This window comes from Roseovarius sp. D22-M7 (genome assembly GCF_037083785.1).
Lineage (GTDB): Bacteria > Pseudomonadota > Alphaproteobacteria > Rhodobacterales > Rhodobacteraceae > Roseovarius.
On record NZ_JBAPKY010000021.1, the window covers coordinates 32,463 to 53,869 of the forward strand.

At 65.9% G+C, this 21,407-nt stretch carries 22 protein-coding genes; 8 read left to right on the plus strand and 14 right to left on the minus strand.

Features of this window, described 5'->3' with window-relative positions; genetic code table 11:
* Positions 1-40 precede the first annotated feature (40 nt).
* Together hslV and hslU are read left to right on the plus strand one after the other, a co-directional pair.
* Entirely contained in the window at positions 41-595 is a 555-nt protein-coding gene (hslV, locus tag V8324_RS11210) for an ATP-dependent protease subunit HslV (protein ID WP_336420016.1), read from the plus strand.
* Complete coding sequence (gene hslU, locus V8324_RS11215) at positions 592-1,893, plus strand: ATP-dependent protease ATPase subunit HslU (protein ID WP_336420017.1); 1,302 nt, start codon at positions 592-594, stop codon at positions 1,891-1,893. The genes hslV and hslU overlap by 4 nt, the downstream gene beginning before the upstream one ends.
* Positions 1,894-1,914: 21 nt before the next feature.
* On the opposite strand, the gene V8324_RS11220 is transcribed toward hslU, so the two are convergent.
* The 11 genes from V8324_RS11220 to V8324_RS11270 all read right to left on the minus strand — a co-directional run bounded on the left by V8324_RS11220 (position 1,915) and on the right by V8324_RS11270 (position 12,571).
* Positions 1,915-3,084, minus strand: a complete 1,170-nt coding sequence (locus tag V8324_RS11220; RefSeq protein WP_336420018.1) for an acetate/propionate family kinase — start codon at positions 3,082-3,084, stop codon at positions 1,915-1,917.
* On the minus strand, positions 3,084-4,502 hold the full coding sequence (locus V8324_RS11225) for a bifunctional enoyl-CoA hydratase/phosphate acetyltransferase (protein WP_336420019.1): 1,419 nt from the start codon (positions 4,500-4,502) through the stop codon (positions 3,084-3,086). The genes V8324_RS11220 and V8324_RS11225 overlap by 1 nt, the downstream gene beginning before the upstream one ends.
* A complete protein-coding gene (gene fabI, locus V8324_RS11230; protein ID WP_442970518.1) occupies positions 4,489-5,250 on the minus strand; it encodes an enoyl-ACP reductase FabI in 762 nt (253 codons plus the stop codon). Before fabI ends, V8324_RS11225 begins: the two co-directional genes overlap by 14 nt.
* Positions 5,251-5,259: 9 nt before the next feature.
* Positions 5,260-6,996 (minus strand): PHA/PHB synthase family protein, encoded by a 1,737-nt coding sequence (locus V8324_RS11235; RefSeq protein WP_336420020.1) that lies wholly within the window; start codon positions 6,994-6,996, stop codon positions 5,260-5,262.
* A gap of 201 nt (positions 6,997-7,197) precedes the next feature.
* Entirely contained in the window at positions 7,198-7,830 is a 633-nt protein-coding gene (locus V8324_RS11240; RefSeq protein WP_336420021.1) for an ABC-type transport auxiliary lipoprotein family protein, read from the minus strand.
* Complete coding sequence (locus tag V8324_RS11245) at positions 7,827-9,566, minus strand: MlaD family protein (RefSeq protein ID WP_336420022.1); 1,740 nt, start codon at positions 9,564-9,566, stop codon at positions 7,827-7,829. Before V8324_RS11245 ends, V8324_RS11240 begins: the two co-directional genes overlap by 4 nt.
* Before the next feature lie 4 nt (positions 9,567-9,570).
* The gene (locus V8324_RS11250) at positions 9,571-10,350 is read right to left on the minus strand and encodes an ABC transporter ATP-binding protein (RefSeq protein ID WP_336420023.1); all 780 of its coding nucleotides are present in this window, start codon (positions 10,348-10,350) and stop codon (positions 9,571-9,573) included.
* On the minus strand, positions 10,350-11,483 hold the full coding sequence (locus V8324_RS11255; protein ID WP_336420024.1) for an ABC transporter permease: 1,134 nt from the start codon (positions 11,481-11,483) through the stop codon (positions 10,350-10,352). Before V8324_RS11255 ends, V8324_RS11250 begins: the two co-directional genes overlap by 1 nt.
* A gap of 107 nt (positions 11,484-11,590) precedes the next feature.
* Positions 11,591-12,160, minus strand: a complete 570-nt coding sequence (locus V8324_RS11260) for a pyridoxamine 5'-phosphate oxidase family protein (RefSeq protein WP_336420025.1) — start codon at positions 12,158-12,160, stop codon at positions 11,591-11,593.
* An 85-nt stretch (positions 12,161-12,245) separates the two neighbouring features.
* Positions 12,246-12,449: a hypothetical protein gene (locus tag V8324_RS11265; protein ID WP_336420026.1), complete on the minus strand. Its 204-nt coding sequence runs from the start codon at positions 12,447-12,449 to the stop codon at positions 12,246-12,248.
* Positions 12,446-12,571 (minus strand): hypothetical protein, encoded by a 126-nt coding sequence (locus V8324_RS11270; RefSeq protein ID WP_336420027.1) that lies wholly within the window; start codon positions 12,569-12,571, stop codon positions 12,446-12,448. Before V8324_RS11270 ends, V8324_RS11265 begins: the two co-directional genes overlap by 4 nt.
* Positions 12,572-12,851: 280 nt before the next feature.
* Between V8324_RS11270 and V8324_RS11275 the strand changes: the two genes are divergently transcribed.
* The 3 genes from V8324_RS11275 to V8324_RS11285 all read left to right on the plus strand — a co-directional run bounded on the left by V8324_RS11275 (position 12,852) and on the right by V8324_RS11285 (position 16,133).
* Positions 12,852-14,168 carry an MFS transporter gene (locus tag V8324_RS11275; protein ID WP_336420028.1) on the plus strand — a complete coding sequence of 439 codons (1,317 nt, stop codon included), beginning with the start codon at positions 12,852-12,854 and terminating at the stop codon, positions 14,166-14,168.
* 158 nt (positions 14,169-14,326) lie between these two features.
* Positions 14,327-14,818, plus strand: a complete 492-nt coding sequence (locus V8324_RS11280) for an Lrp/AsnC family transcriptional regulator (RefSeq protein ID WP_336420029.1) — start codon at positions 14,327-14,329, stop codon at positions 14,816-14,818.
* A 172-nt stretch (positions 14,819-14,990) separates the two neighbouring features.
* The gene (locus V8324_RS11285; RefSeq protein WP_336420030.1) at positions 14,991-16,133 is read left to right on the plus strand and encodes a glycine cleavage T C-terminal barrel domain-containing protein; all 1,143 of its coding nucleotides are present in this window, start codon (positions 14,991-14,993) and stop codon (positions 16,131-16,133) included.
* An 86-nt stretch (positions 16,134-16,219) separates the two neighbouring features.
* Here the strand turns inward: V8324_RS11285 and V8324_RS11290 are convergent, their stop codons facing one another.
* Positions 16,220-16,381 carry a hypothetical protein gene (locus V8324_RS11290; protein ID WP_336420031.1) on the minus strand — a complete coding sequence of 54 codons (162 nt, stop codon included), beginning with the start codon at positions 16,379-16,381 and terminating at the stop codon, positions 16,220-16,222.
* A gap of 118 nt (positions 16,382-16,499) precedes the next feature.
* Positions 16,500-16,760, minus strand: coding sequence for a hypothetical protein (locus tag V8324_RS11295; RefSeq protein ID WP_336420032.1), 261 nt, complete (start codon positions 16,758-16,760; stop codon positions 16,500-16,502).
* Positions 16,761-17,216: 456 nt separating this feature from the next.
* Between V8324_RS11295 and V8324_RS11300 the strand changes: the two genes are divergently transcribed.
* From V8324_RS11300 to V8324_RS11310, 3 genes are all read left to right on the plus strand, one after another.
* Complete coding sequence (locus V8324_RS11300) at positions 17,217-18,197, plus strand: ABC transporter substrate-binding protein (protein ID WP_336420033.1); 981 nt, start codon at positions 17,217-17,219, stop codon at positions 18,195-18,197.
* A 99-nt stretch (positions 18,198-18,296) separates the two neighbouring features.
* Positions 18,297-19,328 (plus strand): ABC transporter permease, encoded by a 1,032-nt coding sequence (locus V8324_RS11305; RefSeq protein ID WP_336420034.1) that lies wholly within the window; start codon positions 18,297-18,299, stop codon positions 19,326-19,328.
* Between the two features lie 3 nt (positions 19,329-19,331).
* Positions 19,332-20,405, plus strand: coding sequence for a quaternary amine ABC transporter ATP-binding protein (locus tag V8324_RS11310; protein ID WP_336420035.1), 1,074 nt, complete (start codon positions 19,332-19,334; stop codon positions 20,403-20,405).
* A gap of 369 nt (positions 20,406-20,774) precedes the next feature.
* Here the strand turns inward: V8324_RS11310 and V8324_RS11315 are convergent, their stop codons facing one another.
* Positions 20,775-21,173 carry a hypothetical protein gene (locus V8324_RS11315; RefSeq protein WP_336420036.1) on the minus strand — a complete coding sequence of 133 codons (399 nt, stop codon included), beginning with the start codon at positions 21,171-21,173 and terminating at the stop codon, positions 20,775-20,777.
* Between the last annotated feature and the right edge of the window lie 234 nt (positions 21,174-21,407).

Here is a 21,407-nt window from a genome sequence, read left to right on the forward strand (position 1 = left end):
GTCCACGCGCGCGCCCGCCACACCGAAAGGAGCCCCGAACATGAGCGATTTTCCCGGCTGGCACGGCACCACGATCATCGGTGTGCGCAGGGGCGGCGAGGTTGTCGTCGCGGGCGACGGGCAGGTCACCCTCAGCCAGACGATGATCAAGGGAAGCGCGCGCAAGGTGCGCAGGCTCAGCCCCGGCGGCTATGACGTTGTCGCGGGCTTTGCCGGATCGACCGCCGACGCGTTCAGCCTGCTGGAGCGGCTGGAGACCAAGCTCGAGGCGACACCCGGACAGTTGCAGCGCGCCTGCGTCGATCTCGCCAAGGAATGGCGCACCGACAAGTACCTGCAAAAGCTCGAGGCGATGCTGATCGTCACCGATGGCGACCAGCTATACGTCATCACCGGCGCCGGTGACGTGCTGGAACCCGAGCATGATGTCGCCGCCATCGGATCGGGCGGCAACTTCGCCCTCGCCGCCGCACGCGGGCTGTCAGACAAGACCGACCTCTCGGCCGAGGAGATCGCCCGCAAGGCCATGGCCATCGCCGCCGATATCTGCATCTACACCAACGGCAACCTGACGGTGGAGACCATTTCGAAATGACCGACCTGACCCCGCGCGAGATCGTCTCGGAGCTTGACCGCTTCATCATCGGCCAGAAAGAGGCCAAGCGCGCGACCGCCGTTGCCTTGCGCAGCCGCTGGCGGCGCAAGCAGCTTGCGGACGATCTGCGCGACGAGGTGTATCCCAAGAACATCCTGATGATCGGCCCCACCGGCGTCGGCAAGACCGAGATCAGCCGCCGTCTGGCCAAGCTGGCCCGTGCGCCCTTCATCAAGGTAGAGGCCACGAAATTCACCGAAGTTGGCTATGTCGGGCGCGATGTCGAACAGATCATCCGCGATCTGGTGGACAGCGCCATCACCCAGACCCGCGAGTGGATGCGCGAGGACGTCAAGGCCCGCGCCGAGGCCGCGGCGGAGGAACGCGTGATCACCGCCATCGCCGGCGAGGATGCCCGCGAGGGCACGCGCGAGATGTTCCGCAAGAAGCTGCGCGACGGGCAGCTCGACGACACGATGATCGATATCGAGGTCTCGGATACCTCGAACCCGTTGGGGGGCATGGAAATTCCCGGCCAGCCGGGCGCCCAGATGATGAACCTCGGCGATCTCTTCGGCAAGGCGTTCGGCGGGCGCACCACGACCAAGCGGGTCAGTGTCGCCGACAGCCACGACCTGCTGATCGGCGAAGAGGCCGACAAGCTTCTGGATGACGAGACGGTCAATCGCACCGCGCTTGAATCCGTGGAAGAGAACGGCATCGTGTTTCTCGACGAGATCGACAAGGTCTGCGCCAAGTCCGAGGCGCGCGGCGGCGAGGTGTCGCGCGAGGGCGTGCAGCGCGACCTGCTGCCGCTGATCGAGGGCACCACCGTCAGCACAAAGCATGGCGCGGTCAAGACCGATCATATCCTCTTCATCGCCTCGGGGGCGTTTCACACCGCCAAGCCGTCGGACCTGCTGCCCGAATTGCAGGGGCGTCTGCCCATCCGGGTAGAGTTGCGCGCCCTGACCGAGGTCGATTTCGTGCGCATCCTGACAGAGACCGACAACGCGCTGACGCGGCAATACAGCGCCCTGATGGCCACCGAGGAGGTCACCGTGACCTTCACCGAGGACGGCATTTCGGCGCTCGCGCGGATCGCCGCAGAGGTCAACCAGTCGGTCGAGAATATCGGCGCGCGCCGGCTTTACACGGTAATGGAGCGGGTCTTCGAAGAACTGAGCTTTACCGCGCCCGACCGCACCGGCGAGACGGTGACGGTGGATGCGGATTTCGTCGACGCGAACCTTGGCGAGCTGATGAAATCCACCGATCTCAGCCGCTACGTGCTATGATCGACGGGGTTTGAGGGGCGGTCAGCCCCTCATCTCCAGCAGCGCGCGCAGGATCACGCCCTCTTCATCGGTGGGGATCATCGCGGCGGTGACGCGGCTTTCGGATGTGGAAATCCGCGTCTCGTTGGCTGCATTCGCGTCTTCGTCGGGCGCCAGTCCCAGCCAGCCCAGCCCCGCCATGACCTTGGACCGGACCTCTGCCGACCGTTCGCCGATCCCGGCGGTGAAGACCAGCGCATCCAGCCCGCCAAGGGTTGCGGTCAGCGCGCCGATCTGGCGCTGGATCATGTGCACAAAAAGCGCCACGGCCTCGGCCGCCTCGGGCGCGTCGCTGCCCAGAAGGTCGCGCATGTCCGAACTGATCCCCGACACGCCCAGCAGGCCGCTTTCGCGGCCGAGCAGGTGTTCCAGTGCATCGGCGTCCATCCCCTTTTCGCGCATCAGGTGGAGCAGCACGCCGGGGTCGATCTGCCCGCAGCGCGTGCCCATCATCAGCCCGTCCAGCGCCGTGAACCCCATCGTGGTGTCCAGGCTTTGCCCGCGCCGCATGGCGCACAGGCTGGCGCCGCTGCCCAGATGGGCGACGATCACGCGGCCTTTCGCCATGGTCGGCCCCAAGACCTCGGGCAGTCGGGCCGCGATATGCTGGTAGGACAACCCGTGAAAGCCGTAGCGCAGGATGCCCTCGTCCGACAGCGCCCGCGGCAGCGCGAAAAGCTGCGCGTGGCGCGGGCGGCTGCGGTGGAACGCGGTGTCGAAACAGGCGATCTGCGGACAGTCGGGCCAGCGCGCGGCGACCGCCCGAATGCCCATGATGTTGTAGGGCTGGTGCCCGGGCGCCAGCGGGCACAGCGCGTCGAGCCGGGTCAGGACGGCGTCGGTGATCCGCGCCGGCGCGTCAAAATCCTGTCCGCCATGCACCACGCGGTGCCCCGCGCCCACCAGGTCCAGCGGACCCAGGCGGGCGTCGAGCGTGGCCAGCAGCCAGTCGATCAGCGCGCCCATGTCGCTGCCCCGGCCCGGATCGGGATGCAGGGTCTGGCGGTCATTGCCGGTCTTCAGCGTCAGGTCGGGCGTGCGGCCCACCCCTTCGATCGCGCCGTGGGCGATGCGGTCGTGGCCGGTGGCGTCGTGCAGGGCGAACTTGACGCTGGAAGAGCCGGTATTCAGGATCAGCACCACACCTGCCATCAGGCGGGCACCTTCGCATCCGCCGCCGCCAATAGCCGCGCCAGCGCCGCCGAGGCAAGCCGCGCGGCGACGCTGTCGGAGCGGCTGGTCAGCATGATCGGCACCCGCGCGCCGAGGGCCACGCCCGCGGCCTCGGCATCGGCCAGATGGATGAGCTGTTTCGAGATCATGTTCGCGCTTTCGAGGTTCGGCGCGACCAGGATATCGGCCAGGCCCGCCACGTCCGAGGTGATGCCCTTGGCCTTGACCGCCTCGGGCGAGATCGCGTTGTCGAAGGCCAGCGGCCCGTCGACCAGCCCGCCGGTGATCTGACCGCGGTCGTGCATCTTGCAGATCGAGGCGGCCAGCAGCGTCGAGGGCAGCTTCGAGGTCACAGTCTCGACCGCCGACAGGATCGCGGCGCGGGGCGTCTCGATCCCGAGCGCGATGGCCAGATCCAGCGCATTCTGCACGATATCGGCGAGCGTGGGAAGATCCGGCGCGATGTTGATCGCCGCATCGGTGATGAAGAGAAGCCGCTCGTGATCCGGCACGTCGAGCGCAAAGACGTGGCTGAGCCGCCGTTCGGTGCGCAGCCCCGCGTCGCGATCGAGGACGGCCTCGAGCAACTCGTCGGTGTGCAGCTTGCCCTTCATCAGCGCCTCTGCCCGGCCCTCGCGCACCAGCGCCACCGCGGCCTCGGCGGCGCCGTGGCTGTGGGCCGCGTCGATGATGCGGTCGGTCTCCAGCGTCACCCCGGCATCCGAGGCCGTGGCCTCGATCTTGGCGCGGGGGCCGACCCAGAACGGCTCGATCAGGCCGGCCTGCTGCGCCTGGATCGCGCCCAGCAGGCTGAGGCTGTCGCAGGGATGCACCACCGCCGTCGGCATGGGGGGCAGTTCGTGCGCCTGTTCGACAAGCGCGTTGAACCGCGCGCCGGGCTTGTGCATCCGCACCGTCGGCAGGGTCGCGGTCGCGCGGCTGATCTTGTGGCGCGGCGCCAGCACCTCGGCGCGGCCGTCGATCACCACCGCGCCATGCTGGTTGCGGCACAGGCAATCGAGGGTCACCTTGCCGCTGTCGCGGTCGATCTCGGCCACCGTGACGCGCACGGTGACGCTGTCGCCGATGGCCACCGGGCGTTTGAAATGCAGCGACTGGTCGGTGTAGATCGTGCCAGGTCCCGGCAGGCGCGTGCCCAGCACCGCCGAGATCAGCGCGCCGCCCCACATGCCATGTGCCACGACGTGGTGAAACTGGGTATCGTCGGCATAGTCCGCGTCCAGATGCGCGGGGTTCACGTCGCCCGACATCACCGCGAAAAGCTCGATATCCTCCTGGGCCAGCACCCGCACCATCTCGGCGCTGTCGCCGATTCCCAGCTCGTCCAGCGTGCGGTTCTCGATCCGATCGGGGGTGGTGTCGTCAGATTCGGGCATGCCGGCCTCCGTCGATATAGCAGATGCTGCCGGTGACGCCCGACGCCCGGTCCGAGGCGAGGAACGCCGCCGTCTCTCCGACCTCGTCGATGGTGACCAGCCGCTTCTGCGCCGCGTGCTCTCGGGCATCCTGCATGAGCGCGTCGAAATGCTCGATCCCCGAGGCCGCGCGCGTGGCGATGGGGCCGGGCGACAGGACGTTGGCACGGATCCCCTGCGGGCCCAGTTCGGTCGCGACCTCGCGGGTGACCGCTTCGAGCGCGGCCTTGACCGGCCCCATGATGTTGTAATTGTCCACGACCTTCTCGGCGCCGTAATAGCTGACAGTCAGCAGGCTGCCGCCATCCAGCATCAACGGCTCGGCCTTGCGCACGAGGCGCGGGAAGGAATGACACGAGATGTCCATCGCCTGCGCGAACCCGTCGGCCGAGCAATCGACAACCCGGCCGTGCAGATCCTCCTTGGGGCAGTAGGCGACCGAATGCAGCAGGAAATCGAGCCGCCCCCAGCGTTGCGCGATGGTGTCGAAGACCGCGTCGATCTGCGATGGCACCGACAGGTCGAGTGGCATCAGTTCGGCCGCGCCCACTTCATCGGCCACCGGCTGCACATGCGGCAGCGCGCGGTCGTTCACGTAGGTCATTGCTAGCGTCGCGCCCTCGCGGGCGAAGGCCCGCGCGCAGCCCGTCGCGATCGAGTGCTCGTTGGCCACGCCAACGACAAGTCCGATCCGGTTTTCCAGTATCATGGCCTCTCCTCACATCTGAAAGACATATTGTCCGGGCGCCGCGTCCAGCACCGGGTATCCCGCCTCGGGCCGGCCGGTCGGCGGCGGGGCCGTGCGCGCGCCCGAGCGGGCCTGCAGCCAGTCGGCCCAGCCCAGCCACCACGACCCCTCGGTCACCGGGGTCGCGTCGCACCACGCCTCGTGATCGAGGTAACGCCCGGCATGCGGCGTCGTCGCCATCCGGTAGTGCCGGTGCCGGTGGCCCGGTTCCGAGATGATGCCGGCATTGTGCCCGCCATTGGTCAGCACGAAGGTGATGTCGGCATCCGTCAGGTGGTGGATCTTGTAGACCGAAGTCCACGGCGCGACATGGTCCTTCTCGGTGCCCACGGCGCAGATCGGCAGGTCGAGATCGCTGAGCGACACGGTTTTCCCGTCGATCCGGTATTTCCCGTGCGACAGCCGGTTTTCCAGGAACAGGCCGCGCAGGTATTCCGAATGCATCCTGTAGGGCATCCGCGTCGTGTCGGCATTCCAGGCCATCATGTCGTTGGGCTCGGCCCGCTCGCCCATCATCTTTTCGTGGATCAGCCGCGACCAGACCAGATCGTTCGAGCGCAGCATGGTGAACGCCCCGGCCATCTGGTTGCCGTCGAGATAGCCCTGCTGCGCCATCAGATCCTCGAGCAGCGCCACCTGCGCCTCGGACACGAACAGCGCCAGTTCGCCCGGCTCCGAGAAATCCACCTGGGCGGCCAGCAGCGTCATCGACGCAAGCCTGTCGTCGCCCTCGCGCTTCATCGCCGCTGCCTGGATCGCCAGAAGCGTGCCGCCAAGGCAATAGCCCGTGGCATGGATGCGGCGCGACCCGGTGATCGCCTCGATGGCGTCCAGCGCCATGCGCGGGCCCTGGTCGAGATAGTCCTGCATCCCCAGATCGCGGTCCTCGGCGCCGGGATTGCGCCACGAGATCATGAACACGGTATACCCCTGATCGACCAGCCAGGACACCATGGAATTATGCGCCGAGAGATCGAGGATGTAGTATTTCATGATCCATGCCGGCACGATCAGGACGGGTTCGGGATGTACGTTTTCGGTGGTCGGAGTGTACTGGATCAGCTCGGCCAGATGGCTGCGGGCGACGACCTTTCCGGGGGTCGCGGCAAGGCCGGCGCCGACGGTCAGCTCGGGCGGGGTCTGCGGCTCGGCGGTTCCGGGTGTGACCCGGCCGGCGACATCCGCGGCGGTGTTCATCAGCCCCTGCACCACGCTTGCGCCGTGGGTGTCGCGCGCCCGGGTCAGCACCTCGGGGTTGAGATGCGGGAAATTCGTCGGCGACACGGTGTCGAGCGCCTGGCGCACCGCGAAGCTCAGCGCGGCCTCGTTGCCCGGCATCATGCCGCGCACGCCGGTGGTGGCCGATTGCCACCAGTCCTCGGTCAAGAGGAAACTGTCGCGCATCACCGAATAGGGCGGCGTGTCCCAAAGCTCTGACGAAAAGCGGCGGTCATCCGTGACCGGCAGCGCGGTGTCGGGCTCGAACAGGCGGGCCGCGACGAGGCCCGGCGCGCGCATGGCCTTTTCCGACAGCGTGGCCTGCTTGCCGGGGGCGGTGCCGAGATGCACGGCCCAGTCCGCCATTGCCGACCACAGCGTCGAGGGCGCCATCCCGCCGGTGGTCTTGCCGATCGCCATGCGCGCCATGCGGTCGAGGAAATCTGCATATGCAGAGTGGATGTCATTCGATTGCGCCGGGTCGGCCATAGGTCACCTGCGATTGCCTGATCTTTGCTGCGTACCCTACAGATGTAACGGCAATGATGCACGTGCAGAAAACGCTTCGCAGGCGCAGCAATTTTCCCGTGCCGCATTCTTGCGCGCAAGTTCCATGCGCGCGGGGGCTCTCTTGTCCGGCGATGGTCGGCAGGCGGCGATGTCCGATCACCCAAGCCGGCGGTCGCAGGCTCAGCCGGCGACGCGCAGGCCCATGCGGCCCAAGGCCCAGACCGTCAACTCGCGCAGCGCGCGGGTGGTGACCGCGTCGAGGCCGGCGACCACCTCTGCGGTGTCGGTCGACGGCACGGTGGTGCGGGCCTGTACGGTGCGGCTGCCGAGGATCGCCATGTCGTCGCCGCGCACCAGCTGTGCCGACAGCCGGAACCGCGCGGTGACCGTTTCGCCGTCATCTCCCAGTTCGACATGGAAATCCGTCAGCTCGGAGATCAGCGTGTAATCGGCGGTGCCGCCAAGCGGCCGGCGCCCGACATAGCGCAGCCCGCCGGTATCCTCGAAACCGCGCACCATCAGCGTGGTCAGCATCACCGGCGCAGCGTCGGTCCAGCGGGCCTGCGGCAGATACGCCGCCTGGAACGGGGCGGGCCGGATCATGATCCGGTCGGTATCGAGCGCGCCGCTGGTGGTCGGTGTCTCGATCACAAGGTCGCGCTGCAGGCGGCCCTGCACGGCGGGGATCTCGGCGGGCGCGCGCAGCTCGTAGGCCTGCAGCGGCGTGGTGGCGTCGCCGATCGCGGTGATCGCCGCGCAGCCGCTCAGCATCATGGCGGCGAGCAGGGGCAGGGCGCGGCGTTTGGGGATCATCTTCGGAACTCCGGTGTCTGGCGGTTGAGGAAGAACCGCGCGGGGTCACGCTCGATCTGCCGGGCGATGCGTTCGAGAGTGTCGATGAGGGCGCGGGTCTCGCCCGCCAGCCTTGTGTATTGCGGCAGGCCCGACCCCGTGAACTCCTGCACCGACGGGCCCGCCTGCGCGACCAACTGGCCGACCTCCTCGAAGGCGCGGTTGGCCGTCTCGGCGGCGTCGCGCAGATCGGCGGTGATGCCGGGTATGTCGTCGGAAACCTGCGCAATGGCGCCATCCAGCCGCTGCATCACGCGGCGCAGATCGCCGGTGATCGCCTCGACATCCTCGTTCATGACCCTGTCGGCGCTGGAAAACGCGCGTTCGGCGGCCTCCAGGCTGCGTTCGCCGGTGACCAGCGCCTGATCGATCGCCGCCAGTGTCTGGTTGGCGTTGGCGAAGGTCTCTGTCACCTGTTGCATGGTCGTCGCGGCATCGTCGGCCAGCCCGTCGATCTTGCCGGTCGCATCGGTCAAGCGCGTGCCGACCTCTGCGACGACGCGGTTCACGGTCCCCGTCGCCTCGCGGATATCCGAGACGATGGCCGGCAGATCAGTTTCGGCCACGCTGTTCACGGCGGCGACCGCGCGGTCGGCGTTCTCGATCATCGTCCGCGTCTCGGAGACCAGCGCGCTGCCATCCTTGGTGATCAGGTCGTCGAAGGACAGGCTTGCCGCCTCGATCGTGTCCATCGTGCCGATCAGCCGGTCGATGGCCTGATCCGTCGCGCGCAAGGTGCCCTCGGCCTCTGTCAGGCGCTGCGTGGCGGCGCTGCCGGCGGCCGAGAATTCGCGCACCATGCCGCGCGCGTCGGTCACCAGGGTTTCGGTCTGTTCGCGCACGAACTGCGTCGTCGCCACCAGGTCCTGCGACAGCGACTGCAACTCGCCGGTCATGAACGTCTCGGCCGCGTCGAGCGCGCCGCGCCCGCTTTGCAACGCGTCATCGGCCACGTCGAGCGATGTCTCGATCCGGCCCGAGAGCGAGGTCAGCGCGCCGAGCGTGGTGTCGAGATTGTCCAGCGTGTCCTCGACCGCGATGACCACCGGGTCGAGCTTGCCGGTGAAGCTTGCGATGTCGTCGGTGGCGGTGGCGATGGTCCGGCTGACGCCCGAGAACTCGGTCAGGGCCTGCGAGAGGTCCCCCGAGGAGGCGGCGAGATTGTCGAGGATCTGCTGCACCTTCTGCTGGTTCTCCTCGTTCAGCAACTGGCCCACGTTCTCCAGCACCGAGACCGCCTCCTCGATGATCCGCGGGGCGTCTTCCGTCAGGCTTTGCAGGACCGACCGGCCGGCCTCGATCCTGGGGATCGCGCCCTCCTCCTCTGCGGTCAGCAGCGGCGAGCCCGGATCGCCCGAGGTGATGCCGACATAGGACACGCCCGTCACGCCCATGGATTCGATGGTCGCGACGCTGGTGGTCCGCACCGGGGTGTTGCCCTGCACCTCGAGACGCACCAGCACCGTGCCGTCGCGTTCCGGCGCCAGCCGCACATCCACGACCTGGCCGACCGGCAGCCCCGAAAACCGCACCTCGGAGGCGCGCGACAGCCCCGAGACGGACGAGAACCGCACATCGTAATAATCGAACTGGCGGTCGAGCTCGTACTGCGCGAACCATAGCAGGAAGCCGAGAATCCCGAAGAACCCCGCCAATGCGAAAGCCCCGATCAGCACGTAATTTGCACGTGTTTCCATGTCGTCAGTCGGTCCTGTCCTTGGCGTCGATCGCGGCGCGGGCCCTCGGGCCGTGAAAATACTCATGCACCCACGGGTGATCGACGTCCAGCATCTCGGACATGGTCCCGGTGACAAGCACGCGTTTCTCGGCCAGAACTGCAATCCTGTCACAGGTCGCATGCAGCGTATCGAGGTCATGCGTGACGAGAAACACCGTCAGCCCAAGCTGCTGCGACAATCCCCGGATCAGCGTGTCGAAATCCGACGCCCCGATGGGGTCGAGCCCCGCGGTCGGCTCGTCGAGAAAGACGATTTCCGGATCCAGCGCCAGCGCCCGCGCCAGCCCGGCGCGTTTGCGCATGCCGCCCGACAGCTCGGACGGGTAGTTGTCGCCGGCGATCCATGGCAGGCCCGACATCGAGATCTTGAGATCGGCGAGCGCGTGGCGCAGCTCCGGCGTCAGGTCGGGGATCGCCCGCAGCGGCACCTCGACATTCTCGCGCACCGTCAGCGACGAGAAAAGGGCGCCATCCTGGAACATCACCCCGTTGCGGCTGTCGAGGGCGATCCGCGTTTCCTCGTCGGCGGCCAGCGCGTCGATGCCGAACATCTCGATATGGCCCGCCTTTGGCTGCAACAGCCCGACGATGCTGCGCAGAAGCACCGATTTGCCGGTCCCGGACCCGCCGACGACGCCCAGAACCTCGCCGCGCCACACATCGAGATCGAGGTTGTCATGCACGACATTGCGGCCGAACTGGTTGCGCAGGCCGTGCACGGATATGATCGCCTCGCGGTCCATCACACCCCCATCTGCGCGAAGAAGATCGAGAACAGCGCATCCGCGACGATCACCGCGAAGATCGCCGTGACCACCGCGCTGGATGTCATCCGGCCCAGGGATTCCGCGTTGCTGCCGACCTTCATTCCCGCATGGCAGCCCACCACGCCGATGATGATGGCAAAGACCGGCGCCTTGACCATGCCGACGATCACGTGGCTGATATCGGTGCCCTCGACCAGCCGCGTGCGGAACATCGCCGGCGAGATGTCGAGCTCGATCCACGACATGATCGCGCCGCCGAGCAGCCCGGTGATGTTGGCGATCAGCCCGAGGATCGGCAGCATCAGCAGCAGCGCGAGGATGCGCGGCACGAACAGCGCCATCGCCGGGTCGATGCCGAGGGTGCGCATCGCGTCGATCTCCTCGCGCATCTTCATAGAGCCGATGGCGGCGGTGAAGGCCGAGGCGGTGCGCCCGGCGACGATGATCGCGGTCAGCAGGATGCCCAGCTCGCGCAGGATCGAGATGGCGATCAGGTCCACGACAAAGACCTCGGCCCCGAACTGGCGCAGCTGGGCCGAGCCCTGGAAGGCCAGAACGACGCCGATCAGGAACGCCATCAGCGCCACGATCGGCACCGCGCGCAGCCCGACCTCCTGGCAGTGATGCACCAATGCGGTCAGGCGGAACTGGCGCGGGTGAATGAAAGACCGGCCAAGCCGGGCAAGGAAAATCCCCAGGTAGCCCGTCAGCTCCAGCGCGAAGGCGCCGCCACCCGCGACGCCGCGCCCGACAGTCTCCAGCCGGTCGGTCCAGGTCGGCGGGGTCACCTCGGTCTCGGGGATGTCGGGCAGGGCGGCGGCGACCGTCTTCAGCAGGTCGGCATGCGAGGGATCGATTCCGTGCAGGGCGGCGTCATGACCCGCGTCCTCCAGCCGTCGTCGCAGCGTGGCGATGGCCCACGCGCCCGCGGTATCCAGTTTCGTGACGCCCGACAGGTCGATGCGGGTGGGTGCTGCGGTCAGCGCGTCGAGCCTGGGCTGAAGCCGCGCCAGCGTCTCGACTGTCAGGATGCCCGAGAGTGCCAGATCGCGACCGTCATCGCGGTCCGTGGCCGTCACCTCCGCTGAGGCTGATCCGGTGTCAGGCATCTACCCTCGATAATCCTCGGCGGACGATTGCGCCGCAGTCTGACGAGGTCAGCGGGGAAAAACAAGACGCTATGCGGCGGGTGGCAACATCCGGACCGGCCGAGAGGTCAGGGGGCCAGCCACTGGCCCGCCCAACCGTCGCCGCGCACGAACCGCGCGCGCCGGTAATCGGGGCCGAGATGCAGCGCGTCAATGGCGCGCACCGACAGGCGCAGCACGGCGAACGCGGCCTGCTCGGGCCGTTTGTCATAGGCCAGATCGTCGGGGATAGGCTGGCCGGGCGCGGGCGTGCTGCCATAGGCGGTGCGCGAGGGCGCGGGCACGCGCTCCCAGATCCCGGTGGCATCCGCACCCGACAGGATCGCGACCCCGGCCTCGATCCGCGTTTGCAGATGCGCCGAGGCGTCCCAGACATGCAGCGCGGCCAATGGATTTTCGCGCAGTTCCGCCACCTTGGCAGAGTGCAGGTCAGTGTGGATGTCGAGCGTCGCGGCCTCTTTGTCGGCGGCCCGCAACACGACCGTGCGGGCCTGCGGCAGGCCATCCGCGCGGACGGTTGCAAGCGTCGGGTGGCGCGCGGGCGCATGGCGGTCATGCACGCCGCGCAGCAGTCGCGTCCAGACCTGCGCATGCAGTTCGCCAAGATCGACGGCCCATGCGGGCGCTTCACGGGTCATGGCGGGCCTTTCCGGTGTGCCTGCCGTTTCGGTATGCGTGGGCAGGCGATGAGGATGCTTGGGCGCCGGGCGCGCCCTTGCCGCGCTAGACCGTCGACGGGTCGGTCGCCTTGGGGTCCGAGGGCGCGGCGCGCGGCACATCGTCGAGCCCGCCCGTGCCGGTCCGCGTGCACAACCGCCCGCGTTGCACCGCCTGCGCCACCGTGCAGGCCGCGAGAGCCGCCGTGACACCGAACAACACGCCGCCGGCCGTGTGAAGGGCTGCGCTTTTTGCCAATCTGAAGATCATTTGCGGTCCTCCATCGCCATGGCCCCGTGCGCCGCGAGCGCGAGCCCGGCGCCGAGCGTCAGGCCGATGGCCAGCCCGGTAAGTGTCGCCTTGGTGGCGATGCCTGCGTGAATCAGTCCCATGATGCCTCCGTCATATCCAGTCGTTCCCAGGGAGATAGCCGTCGGCCTCGCAGGGTCCAGAAGATCGTGCGGGACGGCCATGCCCGTCCCCGGCCTGGCTGCCCGAAATGGTGGCGCGCGCGCATCGAATCCGCGGTTTTTCCGGTCTGCGTTTGAACGCCGCGTTGACGCGGGCCACCCGGCTTGTCGTTAATGCGGCGCAGCGGCGTGCCAGCAGGCCGCGATACGTGCAGGTCGAAACCGAGGGTGGCGCGACCTCGATCCGGGAAAGGACCCCGCCATGATCAAAACTCTCGCCGGGGTCTGGGCGCTTCTGCTCGGCATCGTGCTCATCATGCTGGGCAACGGCATGCATTTCACCCTGATCGGCCTGCGCGGCGGGATAGAGAACTTTTCGGCCGCCGAGCTGTCGGTCGTGACCTCGGGCTATTTCCTCGGCTTCCTGTCGGGCGCGCGGATCACGCCGATCATGATCCGGCGGGTGGGGCACCTGCGGGTCTTCGCGGCGCTCGGCAGTTTCATGTCGGCGGGGCTGATCGCCTTTCCCCTGCTGACCGAGCCATGGGCCTGGACCGTTCTGCGCATTCTCATCGGGTTCTGCATGTCGGGCATCTACGTCGCCGCCGAAAGCTGGCTCAACGCCGCGTCCACCAACGAGACGCGCGGCAAGGTGCTGTCGGCCTACATGATCGCGCAGACGCTGGGGATCATCGGCGCGCAGGGCCTGCTGAACCTCGGGGATGCGGCGACCTCGGTCCTGTTCATCGGGGCCTCGATCCTGGTGTCGATCTCGTTCGCGCCGATCCTGCTGTCGGCCGTCCCGGTGCCCGCGACGGACGTGGCACGGCCGATGTCGCTCTTGAAGCTGTTCCGCGGCTCGCCTCTGGGGACGGTGGGGATCTTCCTGCTGGGCGGCATCTACGCGACGCAATCGGGGATGGGCGCGGTCTTCGGGTCGCAGATCGGCCTGTCGGTCGCGCAGATCTCGCTGTTCGTGGCGATGCTCTTCGCCGGGGCGCTTTTGATGCAGTATCCCATCGGCTGGCTGTCGGATTGCATGGACCGACGCAAGCTGATCTTCGGGGCGTCACTGCTCGGTGCGGTGTCCTGCGGGCTTGGCTGGCTGGCCCGGGACGGGTTGCCGTCCTTCATCCCGTCGGACGGTCTGTGGCCGCTGATGGCGGCGGCGTTCTTTGCCGGCGGCGTGACGACGCCGCTTTACGCGCTGTTTCTGGCCTATACCAACGACGCGCTCGACCCCGAGGACATGCCGGCGGCGTCCGGCGGGCTGGTCTTCACCTTCGGCCTCGGCGCGATCTTCGGGCCGCTCGCCACCGGCTGGGCGATGGAGAGGCTGGGCCCGTTCGCGTTCTGGCTGGTGCTCGGGGCGACCTTCGGCGCGGTCTCGCTTTACGCGCTCTACCGCATGACGCAGCGCGCCACCGCGCCGGTGAGCGAGACGGACAGCTATCTGGGCGTCGTGCCCACAAGCTCGGTCGTGGCGGTCGAAGCGGCGGGGGCCTGGGCCGCCGACAAGGCGGAAGCCGAGGCAGAGGCGGAAGCAGAGGCAGAGGCAGAGGCCGAGCGGCAGGCGTGACCTGCAGCCCGGTCGCGGACCTGCCACGCGACGGCCGGTGACGCGATCGACGTCAAACTGGTCGTGCCGAACCGCCTTGACCGACCGTCGCCGCGCTACACTCTCTTGACGAGACGTGATCGAGCGGAGGCGGTAACGGCAGTGACCCAGGCGGCGGCATGAAGCGATCCGGGCTCGACGCGACGGATATCCGTATCCTCAGTGCCGTCCAGAAACACGGCCAGCTGAGCAAGACGCGACTGGCCGAGATCGTCAACCTGTCGCCCACGCCATGCTGGGCGCGTCTCGACCGGCTGAAGGCGGCGGGGTTCATCCGCGGCTATCATGCCAATATCGCGCTCGAACGGATCGCCGATTTCACGCGGGTGGTGGTGACGGTTTCGCTGACCCACCACCGCAGGGCCGATTTCGACAGGTTCGAATCCTGGATCGTGCATGTCGACGAGATCACCGATTGCGTCGCCACCGGCGGCGGCATGGATTACGTGCTGACCATCTACGTGCGCAGCCTCGCCGCGTTCGAGACGATGATGGCCTCGCTGCTGGATGCCGATCTGGGCATCGACCGGTACGTGACCTATTTCACGACCCGCACCGTGAAGGCCGCGCAACCCGACCTTGCAAAACTCGTCGCCCCCTCGCGCGAGTGACCGGCCCGCCCCGCGCCTGTCGGAACGGGCTGCACATGCCTGATTATTGGTCTGATCGGGCTGTGTTCCGGCCCCGATTCGGACCGCAAGGGTTAACGCGATTTGTTATCGTGCGCCTCGAGAACGGATCGCGGCCGACGGGGCCGCCGACCGTGACAGGAGGGGGAACGACATGACACACGCGGATGACTTCGGCTTCGGCACGCAGATACGCAAATCGCCTTATTTCGACGCCACGGTCCGCTGGGGCGCGCAGGGTTTCTCGGTCTACAACCACATGTATATCCCGCGCGATTTCGGCGATCCGGAACAGAATTTCTGGAACCTCGTGAACACCGCGATCCTGTGCGACGTGGGCGTCGAGCGTCAGGTCGAGATCACCGGACCGGATGCCGCGCGCTTCGTGCAGATGCTGACGCCGCGCGATCTGTCGAAAATGGCCGTGGGTCAGTGCAAATACGTGCTGATCACCAATGCGCAGGGCGGCATCCTCAACGATCCGATCTGCCTGCGGCTGGCCGAGGATCACTTCTGGCTGTCACTGGCCGACAGCGATATTTTGCTCTGGGCGCAAGGCGTGGCGGTGCATTCCGGCATGGATGTCACGATCCGCGAGCCGGACGTGTCGCCGTTGCAGTTGCAGGGTCCGAAATCGGGCGAGATCATGCGCGCGCTCTTCGGCGACGAGATCATGGAACTGCGCTATTACTGGCTGCGCGAGATCGAACTCGACGGCATCCCGCTGATCGTGTCGCGCACCGGCTGGTCGAGCGAGCTGGGCTACGAGATCTACCTGCGCGACGCCGCCTGGGGCGATGCCCTGTGGGAGCGGATCATGACCGCGGGCCTGCCTTTCGGGCTGAAACCCGGCCACACCTCGACCATCCGGCGGATCGAGGGCGGGATGCTGTCCTATCACGCGGATGCCGACAGTGACACCAATCCTTACGAACTGGGGCTCGACCGGCTGGTGAACCTCGACATCGAGACCGATTTCATCGGCAAGTTCGCGTTGCAGCGCATCCGCGACACTGGCATCAGCCGCAAGCAGGTCGGCCTGATCATCGGGGGCGAGCCGCTGAAGGGGCCGAACACGCGCTTCTGGCAGATCAATCATGGCGGCGCGTTCGTCGGCAAGGTCACCTCGGCGGTCTATTCGCCCCGGCTGCAGCAGAACATCGCGCTGGCGATGGTCGATATCGCGCATGCCGAACTGGGGACAGAGTTCGAGGTGTTCACGCAGTCCGGCGCGACCCGCGCGACGGTGGTGCAGCGGCCCTTCTACGACCCCAAGAAGCAGCTTGCCGTGGCCTGAGCGCAGGCGCGCCTTTACATGACACAAAAAAATGCGACCGCGGAGCCCGCGGTCGCATTTTACGTTCCACCATTGGCTGGCCGAAGTCAGACGCGTCTGGCGCGCAGGCGCTGTTCTGCGCCGTTACGCGACAGGGCCGATTTCGGCTCGTCGCTGTCTTTCATCTTCTCTAGTCCGCGAATGCTGAGATACGCGAAGGCCATCACACCGCTGAGAGTACCGATTGCGAGAATTCCGATGAGTTCCATAACCGTCTCCTTTCATTTGTACAGGGGTTTACGCCACCCTGCGACGACTGGATGAGTCTTCGTCGAAAAAATATTAGAGAAACCAATATCTTGTATACATTCGGGTACTGAAGCTGCGTCACCGCGCGATCACGATCACCGCCAGCCAGAACACCAATATGCCGATCCAGCCGAACTGGGCCGCGAAAAATCCTGCCAGAACAAGGCCGAGGAAGACGCCGCTGGTGATCGCCGCCTGCTGGCTGACCGGTCGCGCCGCGAGGGCGTCGTCCACCTCGTGCAGGCTGCGGCCCGGCCAGAGCCCGGCGATCAGGGTCGACGCGCCGCGACGACACAGCGTCCCGCCCCGAAACAGAACTTGCCGAACAACGTGCGACATGAGATTCCCGCCTCCCCTCGGTGCGCCGCAGGATAATCGCGAGATGCGCAATGGGCAACTGCTGGACGCACTGCGCGTCCTTGAAACTGACATGTGCGACAGGCGACGATTTTCTCGCGCTCGTCCCTCAAGCCGACGCACCAAGAGCGGGCCGCGTGCGTGTCGCGTCGCAGCCGCCGGTTGAAACGGCACAGGTTTGACATCCGTGGCCTGAAAACGGGTCCGCTGCGGCGTCGGTCCGGATGCGGGGGTTGATCTTTATCTTCGCCGCGGCTAAGTATTTTCCCATGGGACAAGACCCAACATTCACGTCGTCGACCGACGGCAACTTCCGTGTGTACGTTTCGTCCAAGCAGCGTGACTGGCGTCGGGTTCCCCGGCGCCGTGACCATGCCGGATGGCGTTTCCATGCACGAAAGGCCTTGGTGTGACGCGGAAAATCGAAAGGAAATGACCATGAGAAAACTGTCCTTGTATCTTGCAGCCACCGCGCTTGCGGCGCCGGTCGCGGCGCATGCGCAATCGGGGGATTGCGGAGAAGTTTCGATTACCGAAATGAATTGGGCGTCAGCGCAGGTGGTGACCAGCGTCGCCTCGTTCATCATGGAGCAGGGTTATGGCTGCAATGTCAGCGTGGTGCAGTCCGACACCGTGCCGGCCGTGACCTCTGTCGCGGAAAACGGCGAGCCGGACATCGTGACCGAGCTCTGGCTGAACTCGACAGGCGACGCGTACGAGCAGCTCAAGTCCGAAGGCAAGGTCGTCGAAGCGGGTCCCGTGCTCGATCCCGGCGGTGTCGAGGGCTGGTGGGTGCCCACCTACCTAGCCGAGGAACACCCCGAGGTGAAGACCATCGAGGGCATTCTCGATAACCCCGAGCTGGTCGGCGGGCGCTTCTACAACTGCCCCGAGGGTTGGGGCTGCCGCGTGGTCAGCGACAACCTGATCCGGGCGCTCAACCTCGAGGATCACGGCATCGAAGTGTTCGATGCAGGCTCCGGCCAGGTGCTCGCCTCTTCGATGGCGGATGCCGTGATGGAGGAAGAGCCGTGGTTCGGCTACTACTGGGGGCCGACCGTGCCGCTGGGCAAGTATGACATGACTAAGATCGACCTTGGCGAGGTCAAGCCCGAGGTGCATGCGCGCAACCAGAACGCGGACACCGACAATCCGGGCGTCTCCGACTTTCCGGCAGCGCCGATCGTGACGGCCGTGACCACGACGTTCCAGGAAGAGAACCCGGCCGTTTTCGAGCTGATGCAGAACCTGACGTTCAAGACCGACAACATGAGCGCGGTTCTGGCCTGGAAAGACGAGAACAACGCGTCGGCTGACGAGGCTGCGGTTTACTACCTGCAGAACTATCAGGATCAGTGGTCCGCGTGGTTGAGCGACGAGGCGCGTGGGAACCTTGCCTCGGTTCTCAACCAGGGTTAAAATTCCGATGAATGGCGGGGCCGATCACGGGTCGGCCCCGCCATTTTTTATTGCGCATCATGCCCTGCGACGCAGCGGCGCAAGGGGAGATTAGTCACCATGGCGACATATGATTTCGTGTTCCGGGCTCTCGGGCTCGAAGACTGGTGCTCGGCCTCCGAAGAGTCCGCGCCGATGTCGATGGAAGCGCTGACCGCGCAAGCCTCGGGCCAGGAGCAGACAACGACGATATGGGAGTTGCCATTTCCGTCGATGGACGCGCTGAACGAATCCTGTGCCGCGTTCCCGCAATCGCGCAACGTCACGCTTGGGCTGGAGCAGGGGTTCCTCAACGTCAAGGATTCGATGAGTTTCGTGCTCGACCCGCTGACGCAGCCGCTGTCATGGCTGCTTGAAGGCGCGCTATACGGCATCCTCAACACGCCGTGGTGGATCGTCATTCCGCTGTTGATGCTGATCGTGTGGTTCGTGTCGAAATCCTGGCGGCTTCTGGCCTTTGTCGCGATCAGTCTTGGCGGTCTCGCCTTCGTCGACTATTACAGCTACGCGATGCAGACGCTGGCGATCATCTTTGTCTGCGCTGTTCTCTGCGTCCTTTTAGGTGTGCCCATAGGCATCGCGATGTCGCGATCCGACAAGATGCGCGCCGGCACAATTCCCATTCTCGACATGCTGCAGACCTTGCCGCCCTTCGTGTATCTCATTCCGCTCATCTTCCTGTTCTCGGTGACGGAACCGAAGCTCTACGGGATCGCGATCATCCTTTACGCCATCGTGCCGGTCATCCGGCTGACCGATCTGGGCATCCGCATGGTGGACGAATCGGTGATCGAGGCGGCCGAGGCATTCGGCATGACCGACCGGCAGAAGCTCTACGGCGTGCAGATCCCGCTGGCGCTGCCCAACATCATGGCCGGGGTGAACCAGACGATCATGATGAGCCTCGCGATGGTGGTGATCGCCTCGCTGGTCTCGGCGCCGGGCCTTGGCGTGCTGGTGCTGCGCGGGATCAACAACCTCGAACTTGGCGTGGGCCTGGTGTCGGGGCTTGGCATCGTGCTCTTGGCGGTGATGCTGGACCGCACGACCAAGGCCGCGCTCAACCGCATCAACGCCGCGCAGAAAGGCTGACCCATGCTCAAGCCATCGGAAAAGACAACCAAGATCGCGATCCGAAACCTCTACAAGATCTTCGGCGAGGATCCGCAAAGCGTGCTCGAGCATGTAAAGAACGGCGTGGGCAAGGCGGATCTTCTGGAACATCACCAGCATGTCCTGGCGCTGAACAACATCAATGTCGAGGTCAAGGAAGGCGACATCACCGTGATGATGGGTCTTTCCGGGTCCGGCAAGTCGACGCTGATCCGGCACCTGAACCGCCTGATAGAGCCGACGGCCGGCGAGGTGGAGCTTGACGGAACCAACATCGTCGACCTCGACGAGGATCAGTTGCGCCAGCTGCGGCGCGAGAAGATGTCGATGGTGTTCCAGCATTTCGCGTTGCTGCCGCACCGCACGGTTCTGGAAAATGCCGGTATGGCGATGGCCGTGCGCGGTGTGGCCAAGGCCGAATTCGAGAGTACCGCGAACAAGTGGCTTGACCGGGTCGGCCTGAAAGGCGTGGGCGACCAGTATCCCTTCCAGCTGTCGGGTGGCATGCAGCAACGTGTCGGTATCGCCCGGGCACTCAGTTCCGATGCGCCGGTGATGCTGATGGACGAGGCGTTCTCGGCGCTCGATCCGCTGATCCGCACCGACATGCAGGATCTGCTGCTCGCCCTTCAGGACGAGCTGCAGAAGACCGTGGTCTTCATTTCGCACGATCTCGACGAGGCGCTGAAACTGGCCGACCATCTCGTGATCCTGAATGAAGGCTACGTCGTGCAGCAGGGCGAGCCGCAGGAAATCCTGATGTCGCCCAACGACGATTACATCGTCGACTTCATTTCCGACATCAACCGCGCGCGGGTGCTGCGCGTGCGCTCGGTGATGGAGGCGACCGAGACCATCCCCGACGAGGTCGCCGGCGAGGTGGATTACGACGACAACCTCGAATCGGTGATCGCGAAATCCGGGGGCGAGACGGGTCTGACCTTCGTCGTGACCCAGGACGGCAAGCAGGTCGGCGTGTTGAGGATGACCGATCTGGTCAAGGCGCTGGTGCCCACCTCCGCCTCCGATGACGGCCTGCGCGCCGGCGCCGCATGACGTCACGGATCGCGCCCGAGCCGCGGCGCCGGGGCAGGCGTGATCGTCACCAGCTTGGCACGGCCAAGATATCTCGCAGCCCCCAACTCTGAAGAAACGTGGCGTCGACTGCGAGGGAGTCGCGCAAGGCTACCTGAGATCAACGGTCACCGGTTCACCCACGTCTTCTCCGCCGCTCTCCGCCCCGACCGGACGGATGCGGGGAAGCGTATCGCGGCCGACAGGAGAGCCCCGACCGACCTCTTCTGCGCCCGTCATTACTTCTTGCATGATGCCAAGGCGTGTCAGCCATCACACATACGCCCAAGCCCATCAAGGCACGTCGTGCACCGCATGGCTCTGTCGCCGGACCCGTCTCTGTGGTCGGGGTCAGTTCTCTTCGGGCGGGTTCTGCACAGTACCCACAACCCAAAAGAAGATACCGGCAAACAGGCCCAGAATGCCCCAAGTGACCCCATTGGCGACGGCAAAGCGCACGGTTTGGCCAAATGCGACGCCCTCGGGGGACAAATTGATCAGGATGTAGAACAGAGGAACGGCAACAAGGCCGAAGCCGGCACCGCCGGCGCCTCCCAGAAGGGCCCAAGTCTTGTATGATTTCATGTTCACGTGCGTCTCCTGTTTTTCAGTTTCCGTAATCCGAATCTGGTCACGCTTTCCGCTCTTATCAAAGGCAGTGCCGCTGACTTCTTTTGATTCAAGAAAGCCTGGGCAGGCGGCCGGGTTCAGAATGATCGGCGTTCGGAGCCTTACGGGGTGGCGTGGCATCGAAAAGAAGTCACCGGGACATGATGTCGCGCCTGTCACAGTAACGGGCCCGCTTCGATCTCTCTGTCTGCAGTGGTCAGAGAACAGGGGTGCGGCCTCTGCGAGCATCGGCGCCGGTCCATGCCCGGATTGGGCTCGAAGGGGCTTGAACGCCATCATATGACCCTTTCCCTCAAGGATATCGGGCCAGCACCCGACAACCTGCCTGCACAGGCAAACATGTCTCAGGTGGTC

Coding starts and splice junctions, on each gene's coding strand:
- V8324_RS11220 (WP_336420018.1), bottom strand. CDS start 3,084: ATGGCAGGTGTGGTGCTGATCCTGAATACCGGCTCTTCCAGCGTCAAG.
- V8324_RS11250 (WP_336420023.1), bottom strand. CDS start 10,350: ATGGACCGCGAGGCGATCATATCCGTGCACGGCCTGCGCAACCAGTTC.
- V8324_RS11290 (WP_336420031.1), bottom strand. CDS start 16,381: ATGGAACTCATCGGAATTCTCGCAATCGGTACTCTCAGCGGTGTGATG.
- V8324_RS11285 (WP_336420030.1), top strand. CDS start 14,991: ATGACACACGCGGATGACTTCGGCTTCGGCACGCAGATACGCAAATCG.
- V8324_RS11225 (WP_336420019.1), bottom strand. CDS start 4,502: ATGCCCGAATCTGACGACACCACCCCCGATCGGATCGAGAACCGCACG.
- V8324_RS11300 (WP_336420033.1), top strand. CDS start 17,217: ATGAGAAAACTGTCCTTGTATCTTGCAGCCACCGCGCTTGCGGCGCCG.
- V8324_RS11295 (WP_336420032.1), bottom strand. CDS start 16,760: ATGTCGCACGTTGTTCGGCAAGTTCTGTTTCGGGGCGGGACGCTGTGT.
- V8324_RS11240 (WP_336420021.1), bottom strand. CDS start 7,830: ATGATCCCCAAACGCCGCGCCCTGCCCCTGCTCGCCGCCATGATGCTG.
- V8324_RS11255 (WP_336420024.1), bottom strand. CDS start 11,483: ATGCCTGACACCGGATCAGCCTCAGCGGAGGTGACGGCCACGGACCGC.
- V8324_RS11235 (WP_336420020.1), bottom strand. CDS start 6,996: ATGGCCGACCCGGCGCAATCGAATGACATCCACTCTGCATATGCAGAT.
- V8324_RS11280 (WP_336420029.1), top strand. CDS start 14,327: ATGAAGCGATCCGGGCTCGACGCGACGGATATCCGTATCCTCAGTGCC.
- V8324_RS11305 (WP_336420034.1), top strand. CDS start 18,297: ATGGCGACATATGATTTCGTGTTCCGGGCTCTCGGGCTCGAAGACTGG.
- hslU (WP_336420017.1), top strand. CDS start 592: ATGACCGACCTGACCCCGCGCGAGATCGTCTCGGAGCTTGACCGCTTC.
- V8324_RS11315 (WP_336420036.1), bottom strand. CDS start 21,173: ATGCCACGCCACCCCGTAAGGCTCCGAACGCCGATCATTCTGAACCCG.
- V8324_RS11245 (WP_336420022.1), bottom strand. CDS start 9,566: ATGGAAACACGTGCAAATTACGTGCTGATCGGGGCTTTCGCATTGGCG.
- V8324_RS11275 (WP_336420028.1), top strand. CDS start 12,852: ATGATCAAAACTCTCGCCGGGGTCTGGGCGCTTCTGCTCGGCATCGTG.
- V8324_RS11260 (WP_336420025.1), bottom strand. CDS start 12,160: ATGACCCGTGAAGCGCCCGCATGGGCCGTCGATCTTGGCGAACTGCAT.
- V8324_RS11310 (WP_336420035.1), top strand. CDS start 19,332: ATGCTCAAGCCATCGGAAAAGACAACCAAGATCGCGATCCGAAACCTC.
- V8324_RS11270 (WP_336420027.1), bottom strand. CDS start 12,571: ATGGGACTGATTCACGCAGGCATCGCCACCAAGGCGACACTTACCGGG.
- V8324_RS11265 (WP_336420026.1), bottom strand. CDS start 12,449: ATGATCTTCAGATTGGCAAAAAGCGCAGCCCTTCACACGGCCGGCGGC.
- fabI (WP_442970518.1), bottom strand. CDS start 5,250: ATGATACTGGAAAACCGGATCGGACTTGTCGTTGGCGTGGCCAACGAG.
- hslV (WP_336420016.1), top strand. CDS start 41: ATGAGCGATTTTCCCGGCTGGCACGGCACCACGATCATCGGTGTGCGC.